Below are 16,761 nucleotides of genomic sequence, written 5' to 3'. Positions count from 1 at the left end.
TGTCCTCCTTAAACTTCGCGGGCGACAGCTTGCGTAAGCTTCGCCGGCAACTTGAATTCGACTTTTTCCTCACGGCCCGCCATCGTCGTGACATCGACGGGCCCCAGCGCACGCAGCGCGCTGATTACATCCTCAACCATTTCCTCGGGTGCCGACGCGCCGGCGGTCAGGCCGACCGTCTGCACGCCCGCGAACCATTCGGCTTTCACTTCCGAGCCGTCGGCGACGAGATAGCTCGGCACGCCGCTTTCGGTGCCGATCTCGCGCAGGCGGTTCGAGTTCGAGCTGTTCGTCGCACCGACGACCAGCAGCACATCGACCTGCTCGCTCAGTTCGCGCACGGCGGCCTGGCGGTTTTGCGTCGCGTAGCAGATGTCGCGCGTGTCCGGGCCGACGATGTCGGTGAACCGGCGCTGCAGCGCTTCGATGATGCCGCGCGTGTCGTCGACCGACAAAGTCGTCTGCGTGACGTACGCGACCGGCGTATCGACCGGCAGCGTCATCGTGCCGACTTCGGCCTCGCTCTGCACGAGGATCACCTCGGCCGGAATCTGGCCGATCGTACCCTCGACTTCCGGATGGCCCGCATGGCCGATCAGGATCAGCCGGCGGCCCGCCGCGACATATTGCCGGCCCTGCACGTGCACTTTCGTGACGAGCGGGCAGGTGGCGTCGAGCACGTCGAGCCCGCGCGTTTGCGCATCGCGCTCGACCGTCTGGGCGACACCGTGGGCGCTGAAGATCGCCACGGCGCCATGCGGCACCTCGTCGAGCTCCTCAACGAATCGCGCCCCTTTATTACGCAGGTTTTCGACGACATGCCGGTTATGCACGATTTCATGGCGCACATAGACCGGCGAGCCGTGCTGTTGCAGCGCGCGATCGACGATCTCGATCGCACGGACAACCCCCGCACAAAAGCCGCGGGGCTGGGCAAGGATGACTCGCATAAGTGAGCGAACTCCGACGACAGACGCCGGGGTTCGAGGAGCTGGCACTGCCCGCTCGCCCCGGCTTGATGTTATGAAGGCAGGAAACGAACCGGCCAAGCCAGGCCTCGGAACCCCGAATTAATCGCGCATTTTAACTCTATCGGGCCGTCCTTGCTCTGGTGCTGCATCGGCACTGTTGCAACCGCCGCGGAGCCCCGTCGGCGCTCACGGACGCGGAACCCGGTAAACTGCGCGGTTTCGCGGGCAGCCTGTCCGGCTGCCCGGCGTCGCGCTCATTTCAAGGCCATTCGATGACCGTCGATTCTCACGCGTATTACCCTGCCGCCCATGCGGATTTGGGTGTTTTTACTCCGACCCCTATTGAGTGGACCAGCACCCGGCAGGAGGTGTGCCGATGATGCTGGCGATGACCTTCCTGGTGTCCGGCCTGTCGCTGCTGATCTGGATCGTGCTGCTCGTCGCACGCGGCGGCTTCTGGCGTGCGCGCCCGGCGCGGGCGTTGCCGCCCGACGCGCGCGGCGCTGCCGCTGACGCCGGCTGGCCGGCCGTCGTTGCGGTCGTGCCGGCGCGCAACGAGGTCGACGTGATCGCCCGTGCGGCGACGTCGCTGCTCGAGCAGGATTATCCGGGCGAGTTTCACCTGATCATCGTCGACGACCACAGCGACGACGGCACGGCCGACGCCGCCCGCGCGGCCGCGCTCGCGATCAACCGCGCCGACCGCCTGACGGTGCTGGCCGCGAAGCCGCTGCCGGCCGGCTGGTCGGGCAAGGTGTGGGCGCAGTCGCAGGGCATCGCGGCCGTGCGTACGCTCGGGCTGCCGGCCGACTACCTGCTGCTGACGGATGCCGACATCGGCCATCCGCCCGACGCGGTGGCCCAGCTCGTCACGCGCGCGCAGGCCGAGCAGCGCGATCTGGTGTCGCTGATGGTGCGGCTGCGCTGCGATTCGTTCTGGGAAAAGGCGCTGATCCCGGCCTTCGTGTTCTTCTTCGCGAAGCTCTATCCGTTCTCGTGGATCAACAATCCGCGCAACCGGACGGCTGGCGCCGCCGGCGGCTGCATGCTCGTCAAGCGCACCGCGCTCGAGGAGGCGGGCGGCATCGAATCGATCCGCGGCGCGCTGATCGACGACTGCAGCCTCGCCGCGCAGATCAAGCATCGCGGCAGCGGCCGACATCCGATCCGGCTCGACCTGGCCGATCGCAGCGTGTCGTTGCGCCCGTACGACAGTTGGCGCGACATCTGGAACATGATCGCGCGCACCGCGTTCACCCAGCTCCACTATTCGCCGCTGCTGCTCGCCGGCACGCTGCTCGGGATGACGATCATCTATCTCGTGCCGCCGGTCGCCGCGCTCGTGTACGGCGCGCGGGCATGGCCGGCGTGGCTCGCATGGGCGTCGATGTGCACCGCGTATGCGCCGATGCTGCGCTACTACCGGCGCTCGCCGCTGTGGGCGCCCGCGCTGCCGCTCGTCGCGCTGTTCTACGTCGGCGCGACGTTCGCGTCCGCGTGGCGCTACTGGCGCGGCAAGGGCGGCCAGTGGAAGGCGCGCGTGCAGGCGCCGGTGGATCGCTGAGCGGCGGCCGGCACAGGCCGGCTGTCCGTTCCCGGACGCCGGAAAGCAAACAGCCCGATCGGTGCGAACCGGTCGGGCTGTTTCGTTTGCGGCGCAGGCCGCGCGTGCTTACCGCTGCGTCAGCATCATGTACATCTGGACCACGACGTCCGGCGAGAACGTGAACGGCACCCAGCCGTAGCCGGTGTGGCGCGCGACCAGCAGGCGGTCGCCGTTCGACTGCTTCTGCACGGCCATCATCGGGTTCTTCGTCGTCACGAAGCGCCAGCCGGACGGGATGCCCGGCGGCGGTTCCGGCTGCATCGACGCGCGCGCATGCGCGAGTTCCTCGATCAGCTGGCCCAGTTGCTCCGGGTGCAGCGTGATCGACTGGCCGTTGACGGTCAGCGTCAGCTCGTTTTGCGACGGGCGGGCGACGTGCAGCGTCGCTTTGTCCGCGGTGGCTTCGGCTGCGGGGGCAGCCTCGGTCGCGGTCGCCGCGACGGCGGCGGTGCCTGCGTCCGCCGGCGCTGCATCGGCGGCATCGGTTGTCACCGGTGCGGCTGCATCCTCAACCGGCTCAACCGGCTCGGCCGCCGGTTCGACGACTTCGGCGGCGAGTGCCGCTGCCGTTGCGGCTGCTGGCGCTGCGGCCGTCGCTGCGGCTTCCTGCACGACGGCTTCGACCAGCGCTTCCGCGTCGGCGATGGCCTTCGTGTGGCGCTCGGCCGCGGCGGTCGCATCCGCATGCTGCTGCGCGGCGGCTTCGGCCTGCGCGATCGCTTCGGTGTGGCGTTGCGTGATGGCTTCGGCCTCGGCGGCCGCGTCGACGTGACGCTGCGCGGCGGCTTCCGCTTCGGCGATGGCCTGCGTGTGACGCTGCGCGAGCGCTTCGGCTTCGGCGATCGCGGCGGCGTGGCGCTGCGTCGCGGCTTCCGCTTCGGCGGTCGCTTCCGCGTGCTGCTTCGCGGCGGCTTCGGCCTCGGTCGTGGCCACGGCATGGCGCTGTGCGGCGGCGTCCGCTTCGGTCGCGGCGGCGTGATGACGCTGGGCGGCCGCCTCGGCTTCGGCGATCGCGGTCGCATGACGCTGCGACGCGGCTTCGGCATCCGCGTGACGTTGGGCGAGCGCTTCGGTCAGCGCGGTCGCTTCAGCGTGACGCTGGACAGCGGCTTCGGCTTGCGCGGCGGCGTCGTTGTGGCGTTGGGCGGCGGCTTCGGCCGTGGCGGTGGCGTCGACATGGCGCTGCTGCGCGGCTTCGGCCTGCGCGGCGGCAGCCGTGTGGCGCTGCTCGGCAGCCTGCGCTTCGGTTTCCGCCGCGGCGTGACGTTCGGCTGCGGCCCGGGCTTCCGCTGCGGCGGCGCGCGCGAACGCTTCTGCGCTGCGTGCTGCCTGCTGCGCGGCGTGGTGATCGTGGAGGAGCTGATCGACGCCCGCGGTGAGCGAATCGATCTGTTCGTTCAGGTTCATGCGTGTCTTCTCTGCGTAAGACCCGCGATTTTAACCGCTGCGCCGGGGTCGGGCCGTCAGCGACGTGTAACAAAGTGCGCAAGGCGGCGTGAAGCACACCGCTTTGTGTTATTTCAGATACCCCGCCGAGCCGAACCAGTCGAGCGCATCGCGCAGTCCTTCGCGGTACGGACGCGCGCGGTAGCCCAACTCGCGCTCGGCTTTCGCGGACGTGAAATACATCTTGTTCTTCGACATCCGCAGCCCGTCGACGGTCACGAACGGTTCCTTCTTCGTGAACTTCGCGACGGCCTCCGCGCCTACCGCGAGCGGGTAGAGCGGCCAGCGCGGCAGCGCGATCGTCGGTGCCTTGCGGTTCGTCATCTGCGCGATGTCGGCGAGCATCTGCTGCAGCGGGAGGTTCTCGCCGCCGAGGATGTAGCGCTCGCCGATCCGGCCGCGCTCGAGTGCGAGGAAGTGGCCGTGCGCGACGTCGTCGACGTGCACGAGGTTCAGCCCGGTATCGACGAACGCGGGAATCTTGCCGAGCGCGGCTTCGACGATGATGCGGCCGGTCGGCGTCGGCTTCACGTCGCGCGGGCCGATCGGCGTCGACGGATTGACGATCACGGCCGGTAGCCCTTCGTCGGCGATCATCCGCTCGACCGCGCGCTCGGCCAGCACCTTGCTGCGCTTGTACACGCCGATCGCCTGCTCCGCCGTGAGCGGCCGGTTCTCGTCGGACGGATCGCCCGCGCTCGTGACCTTCAGCGTCGCGACGCTGCTCGTATAGACGATCCGCTCGACGCCTTCGGCGCGCGCGGCGCGCATCGTCGCGACCGCGCCTTCGAGGTTCGCGCGCTCGATCTCGTCCGGATCCGGCGCCCACAGCCGGTAGTCGGCCGCCACGTGCAGCAGGTAGCGCACGCCGCGCAGCGCGGCACGCATCGACGCCTCGTCGCGCATGTCGCCGGTCACGATCTCGGCGTCGAGGTCCGCGACGTTCGTGCGCGGGCTGGTCGGGCGCACCAGCACGCGCACCGCATAGCCTTTCTGCTGCGCGATGCGGGCGACGGCCGAGCCGACGAAACCGGACGCGCCGGTGACGAGAACGAGATCGCGGGAGGTATCAGTCATGCGTTTCCTTCAGGGCCGCGCGCGAGCGGCGCGGCAGTTGTGCGTCGGCGAGATTGTACGTGGTCGGCGCAGGCGGCGACGCGAGCGCCGCGCGGGGCGTCGCACCGGGCCGCGGCGGGGCTGCGCGGCGGCCCCGCCGGACGCGTGTGCGAAGCCGCCGACGCGTCTACAATGCCGGGCTTGAATGGAATGCGCTACGGGAGGGCGACGCGATGAGCCGCAATGAACTGGACGAACGGATCGAGACCTACTACGTACGGGTGCGCGGCGTCGTGCAGGGCGTCGGTTTTCGTCACGCGACGGTACGCGAGGCGCATGCGCTGAAGCTGCGCGGCTGGGTCGCGAATCTGGAGGACGGCAGCGTCGAGGCGATGATCCAGGGCCCCGGCGCGCAGATCGACCGGATGCTCGCATGGCTGCGCCACGGGCCGCCGTCTGCGCGCGTGACCGAAGTGACGTTCGAGGAGCGTCAGGTCGAAAGGCGCTTCGAGCGCTTCCAGCAGCAGTAAGGCGAACCAGGCATGACGGGGTATCCGGAGGCCGGGCGTGGCCTCATGCTGTCGGTGATGGCGTCGACGCTGTTCGCGCTGATGTCGGCGTACGCGAAATTGCTCGCGCCGCTCACGGGGCTCGACATCTTCGCGTGGCGCGTGTTGTGGACCGCACCGGGCGCGCTCGCGCTGATCGCGCTGCGCGGCCGCTGGCCGGCGCTCGTCGAACTCGTGCGGCGCAGCGTACGCGACTGGCGCCTGCTGATCGCGCTGCCGGTGAGCGCGGCGCTGCTCGGCGTGCAGCTGTGGCTGTTCCTGTGGGCGCCGCTGCACGGGCGCATGCTCGAAGTGTCGCTCGGCTATTTCCTGCTGCCGCTGACGATGGTGCTCGTCGGCCGCTACTACTATCACGAACGGCTTGATCCGCTGCAGTGGGCGGCGGTCGCGTGTGCGGCGCTCGGCGTCGCGCACGAGGTGTGGGCGACGCGCGCGTTCGCGTGGCCGACGCTCGTCGTCGCGCTCGGCTATCCGCCGTATTTCGTGCTGCGCCGGCGGATCAACGCCGATTCGCTGGCCGCGTTCGCGCTCGAGATCGTGCTGCTATGTCCGATCGCGTTCGCGATGGTGTCGACGAGCCCGACGCCGGTCGCCAGCCATCCGCTGCTGTGGGCCGTGCTGCTGCCCGGGCTCGGCGTGCTCAGCACGCTCGCGCTCGCGAGCTACCTGAAGGCGAGCCGGATGCTGCCGATGGCGCTGTTCGGGATCCTCGGCTACGTCGAGCCCGTGCTGCTCGTCGCGGTATCGCTGCTGCTGCTCGGCGAGACGCTGAGCGCCGCGCAGCTCGCGACCTACGGACCGATCTGGGTCGCCGTCGCGCTGACCGCGTGGCACAGCGCGATGCTGATGCGGCGCCTGCCGGCGCGCGGCTGAGCGTCGGCACGCACGCCGCGAGCGCAGCGCGCAACGTGCTGCGCATCGCGCGTTCCTTCTGTCGAATTCGCGATGCTGGCGTCGAACTGGCATCGCACTGACATCAGGCTGGCCGCGCTGCCAATTCTGTATCGCCGCCGTCATCCCCGTAATCGAACAGAAGATTCCGTTGCACTTTGTTACTTAGGGTATCCCCGAGCGGCCGTTAGACTGACGTGACCGTCTTCCCTTCGTATGCAGCTTTTCCATGAACGGTCATCTCCGTGCCGGGCCGGCCGGGTTGGCGCGATGCGAGCATACGCGTATCGCTGCTGATTTCGCTCGCCCTTTCCTTTCCGATCTTTCCGCCGGCGCGTGTCGCACCTTCGTCGCGCAGGTGGGCGCATGTCGTTGAGCGCACCGCCCTCCACCCCGGCTTCGCCCGCGCGCAGCGGTCGCCTGATCGAAGTCGATTTCTTCCGCGGAATCGTGTTGCTGATGATCGTCGTCGACCACATCGGCGCGAGCGTGCTGTCGCGCGTGACGCTCCATGCGTTCGCGCTGTGCGACGCGGCCGAGGTGTTCGTGTTCCTCGGTGGTTTCGCGACCGCGAGTGCGTACGGCGCGATCGCCGACCGGCACGGCACGCGTGCCGCGCAGCGGCGGTTCGTGCGCCGCGCGATGCAGATCTACCGCGCGTTTCTCGCGACGTCGACGCTCATGCTCGTCGTGTCCGTCGTGCTCGACCATTACGGGATCGACGCGCCGAACCTCGCGCTCGACGACGTCAGCGTGATGCTCGCGTCGCCGCTCACCGGCCTCGCCGAGCTGCTGACGTTCCAGCGCCAGCCGTATCTCGCGTCGGTATTGCCGATGTACGTGCTGTTCGCGCTCGCGTCGCCCGTGATCGTGCCGTTCGCGCGCCGCCATCCGTGGCTGCTCGTCGGCTTCAGCGCGGCGTCGTGGCTCGCGGCCGGCTGGCTCGGCCCCGAACTGCTGGATACCGATTCGTTTCGCTGGAGCTTCAATCCGTTCGCGTGGCAGCTGATGTTCGTCGCGGGCGTGCTCGCGCGCTGCCAGCCCGTCTACCGGCGCATCGCGCTCGGCCGCTGGAGTGCCGCGGCGACCGGCGTCGCATGCGCGATCGTGATCGGCTGCGCGAGCTACAAGCTGCTCTCGGGGCTGCCGGTGCCCGAAGGCGTGCTCAAGCGCGATCTCGCCCTGCCGCGCATCGTCAGCTTCGCGGCGGTCGCCTGGCTGATGGCCGACTTCGTGCGCTACGGCTGGATCGCGCGGGTCGCGCGCGCGGTGCGGCCGGTCGTCACGGTCGGCCAGCGCGGGCTGATCTGCTTCGTCGCGGGTGCCGCGATCTCGCTCGTCATCGACTCGCTGCTGCACCCGGTCGCGCACGGCGCCGAGCTGCGGCATATCGGCGTGGGCCTCGCGGCCGACGCATGCGCGGTCGGACTGATGATTGCCGTGGCGGGTTCGGGAACGTGGTTCGCGCGATGGCGCGGTGCAGCCGCGTAAGCGGCGGCGGAGGGCGCGCACGCGGCCCGGAAGGCGCCGCGCGGCTGCGGTGACATCAGTGAGGTGAGCCGATGCGGGAGCGGGGGACGGCGTTCGGATCGTCGGATTCGGCGTCGTCGCGTGCGTCGGACTTCGGATCGTCCTGCTCGGCGAGCACTGCGTCGGCTTCGGCTGCCGCCCGGGCGGCGCGCAGTGCGGTGCAGCGCTGCGCGTGCCGGATGTCGGACAGTATCCTCAACAGCCGTGTCGTTCTGCTTTTCATGGTTTTCTCCCGCCAGTGCGCATCGCGACGGAGCGGATGCGCTGTTGCAACCAGTGTAGAACGTGCTGGCCGCGCCGGCGGGAGAATGTGGCGTGCATGCCGCACGCCGAGGGATAGTACTTACTGGGCCGAAGCCATCGCTTGCGCCTGCAGCGTTTCTTCTTCGCGGCGCTCTTCCGCGCAGCGCTGATGCTGGCGCGACAGGCGGTTCATCATCGGCAGCAGCAGCAGTGCGAGCAGCATGCCGATCGCGGCGAGCCAGCCAAGCTTCTCGAACAGCGACAGGTAGAGCGGCAGCGATTCGGTGGCCGGCAGGTCATGCGACGGCATCTGCGCGAAGTTCGCGACGACGCTGCCGAGGTACTGCGACACACCCGTCGCGACGAAATACGCGCCCATCATGAAGCCGCTCATGCGTGCCGGCACGTAGCGGGCGATCATCGCGAGGCCGAGGCCGCTCACCAGCAGTTCGCCGAGCGAGTAGAGGCCGTAGCCCCACACCATGAACCACGACGACACGCGACCATCCACCGCGTAGCGGCCGCTGATCGTGAACACCAGGTAGCCGGCGGCCACTGCGCCGAAGCCGAGTGCGTACTTCGCGGCGACCGGCAGGTCGCGGCCGGCCTTCGAGAACGCGTTGTAGACCCACACGAGCACCGGGCTCAGCATCATGATCCAGATCGGGTTCAGCGCCTGGAACTGCGCGGCGCTCCACGTGAACAGCGTCGTGCCGAACAGGATGAAGCGCGGATCGACGTTGCGCAGCGCGAACAGCGTCAGCGACGTCGACATCTGCACGTAGAAGATGAAGAACAGGATCACCTGGCCGATCAGCACCAGCGCGGCGATCAGGCCCGCACGCTCCGAACGCTCCGACTTCGCGATCATGTACGCGAAGATCGCGAGGATCGCGAATGCCGCCGTCCACACGCTCGCGACCGCGAGTTGCTTGTGCTGCAGCACGTACAGCGTGATCAGCGCGAGCGCGACACCGCCGACCGCCACGCCGCCGAGACGCTTCCAGCGGATCGGCTGATCGTCGGGCTGCGAACCGATGTGCGCGAGCGTGCGGTGCATCAGCATGAAGTTCAGGATCGCGAGCAGCATGCCGGCGCAGCAGACCGCGAACGCGGCGTGCCAGCCCCAGTGATCCTTGATCCACGGCGTCGCGAGCATCGACACGGTCGAGCCGATGTTGACCGCCATGTAGTAGATCGTGAACGCGCTGTCGATGCGCGCATCGTCGCCTTCATAGATGCGGCGCACGAGGTTTGCCGCGTTGGCCTTGAACAGGCCGTTGCCGACGACGATCACGCCGAGCGATGCGTACATGTAAGACAGCGCATCGTTCGGGAACGCCAGCATCAGGTAGCCTGTGCACAGCACGGCCGCGCCGATGATCATCGTGCGACGGGCGCCGAGCACCTTGTCGCCGATCCAGCCGCCGATCGACGGCGACGCGTAGACGAGCGCGGTGAACGCGCCCCAGGTCAGGTTCGCATGGCTGTCGGTGAAACCGAGCCTGTCGACCATGAAGAGGACCAGGAGCGCGGCCATGCCGTAGTAGCCGAAGCGCTCCCACATTTCGATGAGGAAGACCGTCGTAAACGATCGGGTTTGAGAAACAGGTGCGTGCATCATCAATCTCGTTTGAAACGGACGGCGCGGATCGCGCGTCGCCTGGGGGGTCGAACTGGCGCCGGAGCACAGTGGCCGGGTAGGCTTTGCGTCGGCGATGGAACAGTCGGGCAGGTCAGCCCGGGCCGGGGTCGGACTCCACCTGGTAAGGTGGTGCGAGGCCCCGACCGGCGCGCGAATGGTAGCGCTCGCCGGTCCGGTGCGTCAGGTCCGCGCCACTCAGGGAAACTCCCGATATGGCAGCAGCTTTCAGGAACATTTGTCTCATCATCTACTTGTAAGCTTGGCGCCCGGCTCTCAGCAGATTCCCGGAGAGCCCCTTGCAGCTTGCCTGTGAAGCCGGCGAGTCTGGCAAGATAGCGCGTCGTTTCGCTCGCTTCGTGCCCTGTTTAGTGCACCGGGCTCAACACCGAAGACGTGTGCGAACCCGAAGACTAAGCCATATCGATCTAACTTAGTTACTTTCCATCAAACATTTTTTGACGACCACTTTTCGGCCTGCTATGGTTCCCCCCACTGAAAACTCGCGGTCGGCAGATGCCGCCGCGCTGGGCAGCAAGATTCGCGCGTTGCGCCAACGACTGAAGCGCACGCTCGACGACACCGCTACCGCCGCGGGGATTTCGAAGCCGTTTCTGTCTCAAGTCGAGCGCGGGCTCGCGTCGCCGTCGCTGACGTCGCTGGCCGGTATCGCACAGGCACTCGGCGTGACGGTGCAGTACTTCGTGGATACGCCGAGCGAGGAACGCTCGGTCTGTCGAGGCGAGCAGTTGCGCTTCTTCGGGTTCGCCGATTCGGCGAATCTGTTCGCGAGGCTGACGAACGTATCCGAAGGGCGTCAGCTCGAGGCGATCCTCGTGCGGATGCCGCCGGGACAGAAGCGCTCGGAGGTGACGACACATGCAGGAGAGGAGTTCCTGTATGTGATTGAAGGGGAAGTGTCGCTGACGCTGGAAGGCAAGACGTTCGTCCTGCTGGCCGGCGACAGTTCGCACTATCAGTCGACGGTCCCGCACAGCTGGGTCAACACCGCGAACGTCGAGTCGGTGGTGGTCTGGGTCGGTACACCGAGACTGTTCTAACGCACAGGTATTCCTTCGTTTCGAAGACGGAATGCCTGTCGAAAGAAATGTAAGGAATACTAACATGCAATACGAGAATCACGGGCCTCCTCAATCGCTGTACCCGTCAGCGTCTCACGCGTAAGCCGCGGCATCCGCCGCGCGACGCTCACCGAAAAACCTTCTCAATACTGCCACGATGAAATCCTTGCATGCCATGTCGGCCGTGCTGGCCGCGCTCGCCCTGACGACGCCCGCAGCCCACGCCGTTACCGTTCCGTCGAATGTCGCGCTCGCTCCTCAACAGGACCTGACGCGCCAGGTGCCCGCCGAAGTCGAGTCGCTCGACCCGGCGCACATCGAATCGTGGACCGGCAACACGATCGGCCTCGACCTGTTCGAAGGGCTCGCCCGTATCGACGCGGCTGGTCAGGTCGTGCCGGGTGTTGCGCAATCGTGGGAACGCAAGACGCCGCAGACGTGGGTCTTCAAGCTGCGTCACGACGCGAAGTGGAGCAACGGCCAGCCCGTGACGGCCGCCGATTTCGTCTATTCGTGGGAGCGCCTCGTCGATCCGAAGACGGGCTCGAAGTACACGATCCTCGTTGAATTCGTGAAGAACTCGAAGGACATCATCGCCGGCAAGGCCACGCCGACGACGCTCGGCGTGCGCGCGATCGACCCGTACACGCTGGAAGTGACGACCGACGTGCCCGTCGCGTTCTTCCCCGAGCTGACTGCAATGGCGCCGCTCGCGCCGGTGAACAAGGACACCGTCACGAAGTTCGGCGACGCGTGGACGCGCCCGGGCAACATCGTCAGCAACGGGGCGTACCAGCTGGTCGACTGGCAGCCGAACAACCACATCGTGATCACCAAGGACGCGAAGTACTGGAACGCGCCGAAAGTCGTGATCAACAAGGTCACGTACCTGCCGATCGAAAGCGACGAAACCGCGATGCGCATGTACCAGGCCGGCCAGATCGACTACAGCTACTCGATCCCGTCGGGCATCTTCCAGCAGGTCAGCAAGCAGTTCGGCGGCGAACTGCGCCCGGGCCTGCAGCTCGCGACCTACTACTACTACCTGAACAACAGCGACGCGGCGCTGAAGGACAAGCGCGTGCGCCAGGCGCTATCGATGGTGATCGATCGCGACGTGCTGACGCAGAAGCTCACGCAGGCCGGCGAGAAGCCGATGTACGGCCTGATGCCGAATGGGACGAAGGGTGTGCAGCCGTTCACGCCGGCATGGGCGGCGTGGCCGATGGCCAAGCGCATCGCGGCGGCGAAGGACCTGCTCAAGCAGGCCGGCTACTCGGATGCGAAGCCGCTGTCGTTCACGCTCACCTACAACACCAACGACCTGCACAAGAAGGTCGCGTTGTTTACCGCGTCGGAATGGCGCACGAAGCTCGGCATCAACACGAAGCTCGAGAACGTCGAGTTCAAGGTGCTGATGAAGGAGCGTCATGACGGCAAGGTGCAGATCGCGCGCGACGGCTGGTTCGCCGACTACAACGACGCGATGACCTTCTTCGACCTGATCCGCTGCGGCAGCTCGCAGAACACCGTCGGCTACTGCAACAAGCAGGCCGACGCGCTCGTCGACGAAGGCAACCAGAAGCTCGACGACAAGGCGCGCGCCGCGCTGCTCACGCAGGCGCACGACATGGCGATGAACGACACGCCGATGGTGCCGCTGTTCCAGTACTCGGCCGACCGTCTCGTGAAGCCCTACGTGGGCGGCTACTCGCTGAAGAACGTGATCGACATGCGTGCTTCGCAGGACCTGTACCTGATCAAGCACTGAGCGGAGCGATCATGCTGGCCTACGCATTGAGACGCACGTTGTGGGCGGTGCCGACGATTCTCGCCGTCATCACCGTCTGCTACCTGCTGCTGCATTTCACGCCCGGCGGTCCGTTCGATACGGAGAAGCAGCTGTCCGCGGCGACGCTCGCGAACCTGAACGCGAAGTACCACCTCGACGAGCCGCTGTGGAAGCAGTACCTGCTGTATCTCGGTTCGCTGCTGCACGGCGATCTCGGCCCGTCGTTCCGTTACGTCGACTGGTCGGTGAACGATCTCGTGAAGAAGGCGCTGCCCGTGAGTCTCGGCGTGGGCGGCGTGTCGATCCCGATCTCGATCGTGTTCGGCGTGCTGCTCGGCACCGTCGCGGCCGTGCGCCGCGACAGCCTGATCGACCGCTTCGTGATGCTGATCGGCAACTTCGGCAACGTCGTGCCGCCGTTCGTGCTCGGCCCGGTGCTGGTGTGGATCTTCGCGATCCTGCTGAAGACGTCGGCCGGCAACGGCTGGCTGCCGGCCGGCGGCTGGGGCGACGGCGGCTGGCAGTACCGGCTGCTGCCGATCGTGCTGCTGACCCTCATCAACGTGTCGCTGCTCGCCCGCGTGATGCGCGGCTCGATGATCGAGACGCTGTCGAGCAACTACATCCGCACCGCGCGCGCGAAGGGCCTGCCGGGCTCGACGATCGTGCTGCGCCACGCGCTCAAGCCCGCGCTGATGCCGGTCGTGTCGCTGTTCGGCACGGTCTGCATCACGTCGATCACCGCAGCCGTCGTCACCGAATCGGTGTTCGCGCTGCCGGGGCTCGGGCAGCTCGTCGTGAACGGCGCCATCAACCGCGACTACACGCTGGTGCTCGGCCTCGTCGTGCTGACGACCGTCTGTGCGGTGCTGTTCAACCTGCTGGTCGACCTCGCGTACGCGTGGCTCGATCCGCGCATCCGTTATTGAGCGAGGCACTGCGATGACTCCGACTACTCCCGTCGTCAGTCTGCCCGTGCAGACCGACTCGCCGCCGCGTTCGCGCTCGCCGCTGGCGCTCGCGTTCGCGCGCTTCCTTCACAACCGTGCGGCCGTGTTCAGCCTCGTGCTGCTCGCGCTGATCACGCTCGCGTGTTTCGTCGGTCCGTGGCTGCTCGCGGCCGATCCCGCCGCGAGCGACTGGGGCTCGATCAGCCTGCCGCCGACGTTCGCGAACCAGCACTGGTTCGGCACCGACGAACTGGGCCGCGACCTGCTCGTGCGCACGCTGATCGGCGGCCGCGTGTCGATCGAGGTCGGCGTGCTCGGCACGCTGGTGTCCGGCCTGTTCGGCGTCGCGTGGGGCGCGACCGCCGGCTTCGCGGGCGGCCGCATCGACTCCGCGATGATGCGCGTCGTCGACATGATGTACGCGATCCCGTACCTGCTGATCGCGATCCTGATGATGACCCTGTTCGGCCGCTCGTTCATGCTGGTCGTGCTGACCATCAGCGCGTTCTCGTGGATCGACATGGCGCGCGTCGTGCGCGGCCAGACGCTGTCGCTGCGCAACCGCGAGTTCGTCGATGCGGCGCGCGCGATCGGCGTGTCGCCGGCGTCGATCGTGCTGCGCCACGTCGTGCCGAACCTGCTCGGCGTGGTCGTCGTGTACGCGACCGTGTCGGTGCCGAACATCGTGCTGACCGAATCGGTGCTGTCGTTCCTCGGCCTCGGCGTGCAGGAGCCGATGACGAGCTGGGGCGTGCTGATCCAGGACGGCGCGCAGAAACTCGAATCGATGCCGTGGCTGCTGCTGGCACCGGCCGTCATGCTGTGCGTGACGCTCTACTGCGTGAACTTCGTTGGCGACGGCCTGCGTGACGCGCTCGACCCGAAGGATCGCTGAAATGGCTGCCCTGCTAGAAGTTGAAAACCTCGGCGTGCGCTTCACGCGCAAGGACGCGCCGCCGATCGACGCCGTGAGCGGCGTGTCGTTCTCGCTCGAAGCCGGCAAGACGCTCGGCATCGTCGGCGAATCGGGCTCCGGCAAGAGCCAGACCGTGATGGCGCTGCTCGGCCTGCTGGCCGGCAACGGCACGACGACGGGCGCCGCGCGCTATCGCGGCGACAACCTGCTCGAGATGGATACGCGCGCGCTGAACGCGGTGCGCGGCGACCGGGTCGCGATGATCTTCCAGGATCCGATGACGTCGCTCAATCCGTTCCTGACGATCGAGCGGCAGATGACCGAGACGCTGCAGTTGCATCGCAAGCTGTCGCGCAAGGAAGCGACCAAGCGCGCGATCGAGGTGCTCGAGTCGGTGCGCATCCCCGATGCGGCGCGCCGCATCCGGATGTATCCGCACGAGTTCTCGGGCGGCATGCGCCAGCGCGTGATGATCGCGATGGCGCTGCTGTCCGAGCCGGAAATCCTGATCGCCGACGAGCCGACCACCGCGCTCGACGTGACCGTGCAGGCACAGATCATCGACCTGCTGCGCGAGCTGAACCGCGAGCGCGGCACCGCGATCGTGCTGATCACGCACGACATGGGCGTGGTCGCCGGCCTCGCGGACGACGTGATGGTCATGTATGCGGGCCGCACCGTCGAATACGCGCCGGCCGATTCGATCTTCGCCGCACCGTCGCACCCGTACACGATCGGCCTGCTCAACGCGCTGCCGCGCCTGACCGATGCGGACGATGCACCGCTCATCGCGATTCCCGGCAATCCGCCGATGCCCGGCACCGCGCCGGTCGGCTGCGCGTTCGCGAAGCGCTGCACCTATGCGGAGGAGCGCTGCGGTGCCGCGCGCCCCGCGCTCGAAACCTATGGCGCCGTGGGCGCGGTGCGCGCATGCCACCGGCCGCCGGCCGATCTGACGGGAGGCCTGCGATGAGCGTCAATGAACGCCGCGATGCCGGCGCGACGGGCGACACGCTGCTGTCCGTCGAGAATCTGAAGGTGCATTTCCGCGTGCCGCTCGGCGGCTATCCGTGGTCGCCGAAGGGCACGCTGCGTGCCGTCGACGGCGTGTCGTTCGACGTGAAGCGCGGCGAGACGGTCGGGCTCGTCGGTGAGTCGGGCTGCGGAAAGTCGACGCTCGCGCGTGCGCTGATCGGTCTCGCGCCGATGACCGCCGGCACCGTGCGCTGGCGCGGCGAAGCGGTGGCGTCCGATCACCTGCGCGGCACCGCGATGCGCCGCGAAGTGCAGATGATCTTCCAGGATCCGCTCGCGTCGCTCGATCCGCGCATGACGATCGAACAGATTGTCGCGGAACCGCTCGTCACGCACCACGCGGGTCTCGGTCGCACCGAAGTGCGCCGCCGCGTGATCACGATGCTCGAGCGCGTCGGCTTGAATGCGCATCACCTGCTGCGCTATCCCCATGAATTTTCCGGCGGGCAGTGCCAGCGCGTCGGTATCGCGCGCGCGCTGATCGGCGAGCCGAAGCTCGTGATCTGCGACGAACCCGTTTCGGCACTCGACGTGTCGATCCAGGCGCAGATCGTGAACCTGCTGCGCGATCTGCAACGCGAACTGTCGTTGTCCTATCTGTTCGTCGCGCACGACCTGGCGGTGGTGAAGGCCATCAGCCAGCGCGTGCTCGTGATGTATCTCGGCCGCGTGATGGAGTTCGGCACGCGGCATGACGTGTACGGCGTGCCGCAGCACCCGTACACGAAGGCGCTGCTCGATGCAGCGCCGACGCCGGAGCCGGCGCGCGAGCGTGCTCGCCGTCCGATGCTGCTGGCGGGCGAGATGCCCTCGCCGCTGAACCCGCCGTCGGGCTGTGCGTTCCGCACGCGCTGCCCGGTTGCGATCGACGCGTGCGCGCAGGACGTGCCGCTGCCGGAAGTACGGCAGGGCTCGGCCGCGCGGGTCGCGTGCATCCGTGCGGGTGTAGCGGCGTGAAGTAACGCAGCAAACATAACCAGGCAGGTCAACAGGGGTAAATGCGGCGCGAACGATCTTCGCGTCGCGGGTACA

15 protein-coding genes are annotated in these 16,761 nt (G+C 67.5%); 10 read left to right on the top strand and 5 right to left on the bottom strand.

From position 1 onward, the window contains the following. Nucleotides 1-8 precede the first annotated feature (8 nt). A complete protein-coding gene (gene ispH / locus BX604_RS29040) occupies nucleotides 9-950 on the bottom strand; it encodes a 4-hydroxy-3-methylbut-2-enyl diphosphate reductase (RefSeq protein WP_098554288.1) in 942 nt (313 codons plus the stop codon). A gap of 397 nt (nucleotides 951-1,347) precedes the next feature. Here ispH and BX604_RS29030 point away from each other — a divergent pair, with 397 nt between their 5' ends. Then, a complete protein-coding gene (locus BX604_RS29030; protein ID WP_098554286.1) occupies nucleotides 1,348-2,535 on the top strand; it encodes a glycosyltransferase in 1,188 nt (395 codons plus the stop codon). A 108-nt stretch (nucleotides 2,536-2,643) separates the two neighbouring features. On the opposite strand, the gene BX604_RS29025 is transcribed toward BX604_RS29030, so the two are convergent. Both BX604_RS29025 and hpnA read right to left on the bottom strand, forming a co-directional pair. Beyond that, nucleotides 2,644-3,984: a phage tail protein gene (locus BX604_RS29025; protein ID WP_098554285.1), complete on the bottom strand. Its 1,341-nt coding sequence runs from the start codon at nucleotides 3,982-3,984 to the stop codon at nucleotides 2,644-2,646. Nucleotides 3,985-4,092: 108 nt separating this feature from the next. Further along, the gene (hpnA, locus tag BX604_RS29020) at nucleotides 4,093-5,100 is read right to left on the bottom strand and encodes a hopanoid-associated sugar epimerase (RefSeq protein WP_069260948.1); all 1,008 of its coding nucleotides are present in this window, start codon (nucleotides 5,098-5,100) and stop codon (nucleotides 4,093-4,095) included. 212 nt (nucleotides 5,101-5,312) lie between these two features. Here hpnA and BX604_RS29010 point away from each other — a divergent pair, with 212 nt between their 5' ends. The 3 genes from BX604_RS29010 to BX604_RS29000 all read left to right on the top strand — a co-directional run bounded on the left by BX604_RS29010 (nucleotide 5,313) and on the right by BX604_RS29000 (nucleotide 8,030). Then, nucleotides 5,313-5,609 carry an acylphosphatase gene (locus tag BX604_RS29010; protein ID WP_098554284.1) on the top strand — a complete coding sequence of 99 codons (297 nt, stop codon included), beginning with the start codon at nucleotides 5,313-5,315 and terminating at the stop codon, nucleotides 5,607-5,609. A gap of 12 nt (nucleotides 5,610-5,621) precedes the next feature. After that, nucleotides 5,622-6,521 (top strand): EamA family transporter RarD, encoded by a 900-nt coding sequence (rarD, locus tag BX604_RS29005; RefSeq protein WP_098554283.1) that lies wholly within the window; start codon nucleotides 5,622-5,624, stop codon nucleotides 6,519-6,521. A gap of 384 nt (nucleotides 6,522-6,905) precedes the next feature. Continuing rightward, nucleotides 6,906-8,030: an OpgC domain-containing protein gene (locus BX604_RS29000; protein WP_098554282.1), complete on the top strand. Its 1,125-nt coding sequence runs from the start codon at nucleotides 6,906-6,908 to the stop codon at nucleotides 8,028-8,030. Nucleotides 8,031-8,085: 55 nt separating this feature from the next. On the opposite strand, the gene BX604_RS28995 is transcribed toward BX604_RS29000, so the two are convergent. Continuing rightward, on the bottom strand, nucleotides 8,086-8,292 hold the full coding sequence (locus tag BX604_RS28995; protein ID WP_096507836.1) for a hypothetical protein: 207 nt from the start codon (nucleotides 8,290-8,292) through the stop codon (nucleotides 8,086-8,088). Between the two features lie 120 nt (nucleotides 8,293-8,412). Beyond that, a complete protein-coding gene (locus tag BX604_RS28990) occupies nucleotides 8,413-9,936 on the bottom strand; it encodes a peptide MFS transporter (protein WP_098554281.1) in 1,524 nt (507 codons plus the stop codon). 500 nt (nucleotides 9,937-10,436) lie between these two features. Here BX604_RS28990 and BX604_RS28980 point away from each other — a divergent pair, with 500 nt between their 5' ends. The 6 genes from BX604_RS28980 to BX604_RS28955 all read left to right on the top strand — a co-directional run bounded on the left by BX604_RS28980 (nucleotide 10,437) and on the right by BX604_RS28955 (nucleotide 16,686). Further along, on the top strand, nucleotides 10,437-11,015 hold the full coding sequence (locus BX604_RS28980; protein WP_098554280.1) for a cupin domain-containing protein: 579 nt from the start codon (nucleotides 10,437-10,439) through the stop codon (nucleotides 11,013-11,015). Between the two features lie 178 nt (nucleotides 11,016-11,193). Next, a complete protein-coding gene (locus BX604_RS28975; RefSeq protein ID WP_098554279.1) occupies nucleotides 11,194-12,807 on the top strand; it encodes a peptide ABC transporter substrate-binding protein in 1,614 nt (537 codons plus the stop codon). Between the two features lie 11 nt (nucleotides 12,808-12,818). After that, nucleotides 12,819-13,757: an ABC transporter permease subunit gene (locus BX604_RS28970; protein ID WP_098554278.1), complete on the top strand. Its 939-nt coding sequence runs from the start codon at nucleotides 12,819-12,821 to the stop codon at nucleotides 13,755-13,757. Nucleotides 13,758-13,770: 13 nt separating this feature from the next. Next, nucleotides 13,771-14,673, top strand: a complete 903-nt coding sequence (locus BX604_RS28965; RefSeq protein WP_098554277.1) for an ABC transporter permease — start codon at nucleotides 13,771-13,773, stop codon at nucleotides 14,671-14,673. Nucleotide 14,674: 1 nt separating this feature from the next. Beyond that, complete coding sequence (locus BX604_RS28960; protein WP_098554276.1) at nucleotides 14,675-15,667, top strand: ABC transporter ATP-binding protein; 993 nt, start codon at nucleotides 14,675-14,677, stop codon at nucleotides 15,665-15,667. Further along, nucleotides 15,664-16,686 carry an ABC transporter ATP-binding protein gene (locus BX604_RS28955; RefSeq protein ID WP_175801307.1) on the top strand — a complete coding sequence of 341 codons (1,023 nt, stop codon included), beginning with the start codon at nucleotides 15,664-15,666 and terminating at the stop codon, nucleotides 16,684-16,686. The genes BX604_RS28960 and BX604_RS28955 overlap by 4 nt, the downstream gene beginning before the upstream one ends. The last annotated feature ends 75 nt before the right edge of the window (nucleotides 16,687-16,761 follow it).

Source organism: Burkholderia sp. JKS000303, from assembly GCF_002563755.1.
GTDB lineage: Bacteria > Pseudomonadota > Gammaproteobacteria > Burkholderiales > Burkholderiaceae > Burkholderia > Burkholderia anthina_B.
Note: the sequence above shows the minus strand (reverse complement) of the source record. Positions and strands in the feature narration are given on the sequence as shown.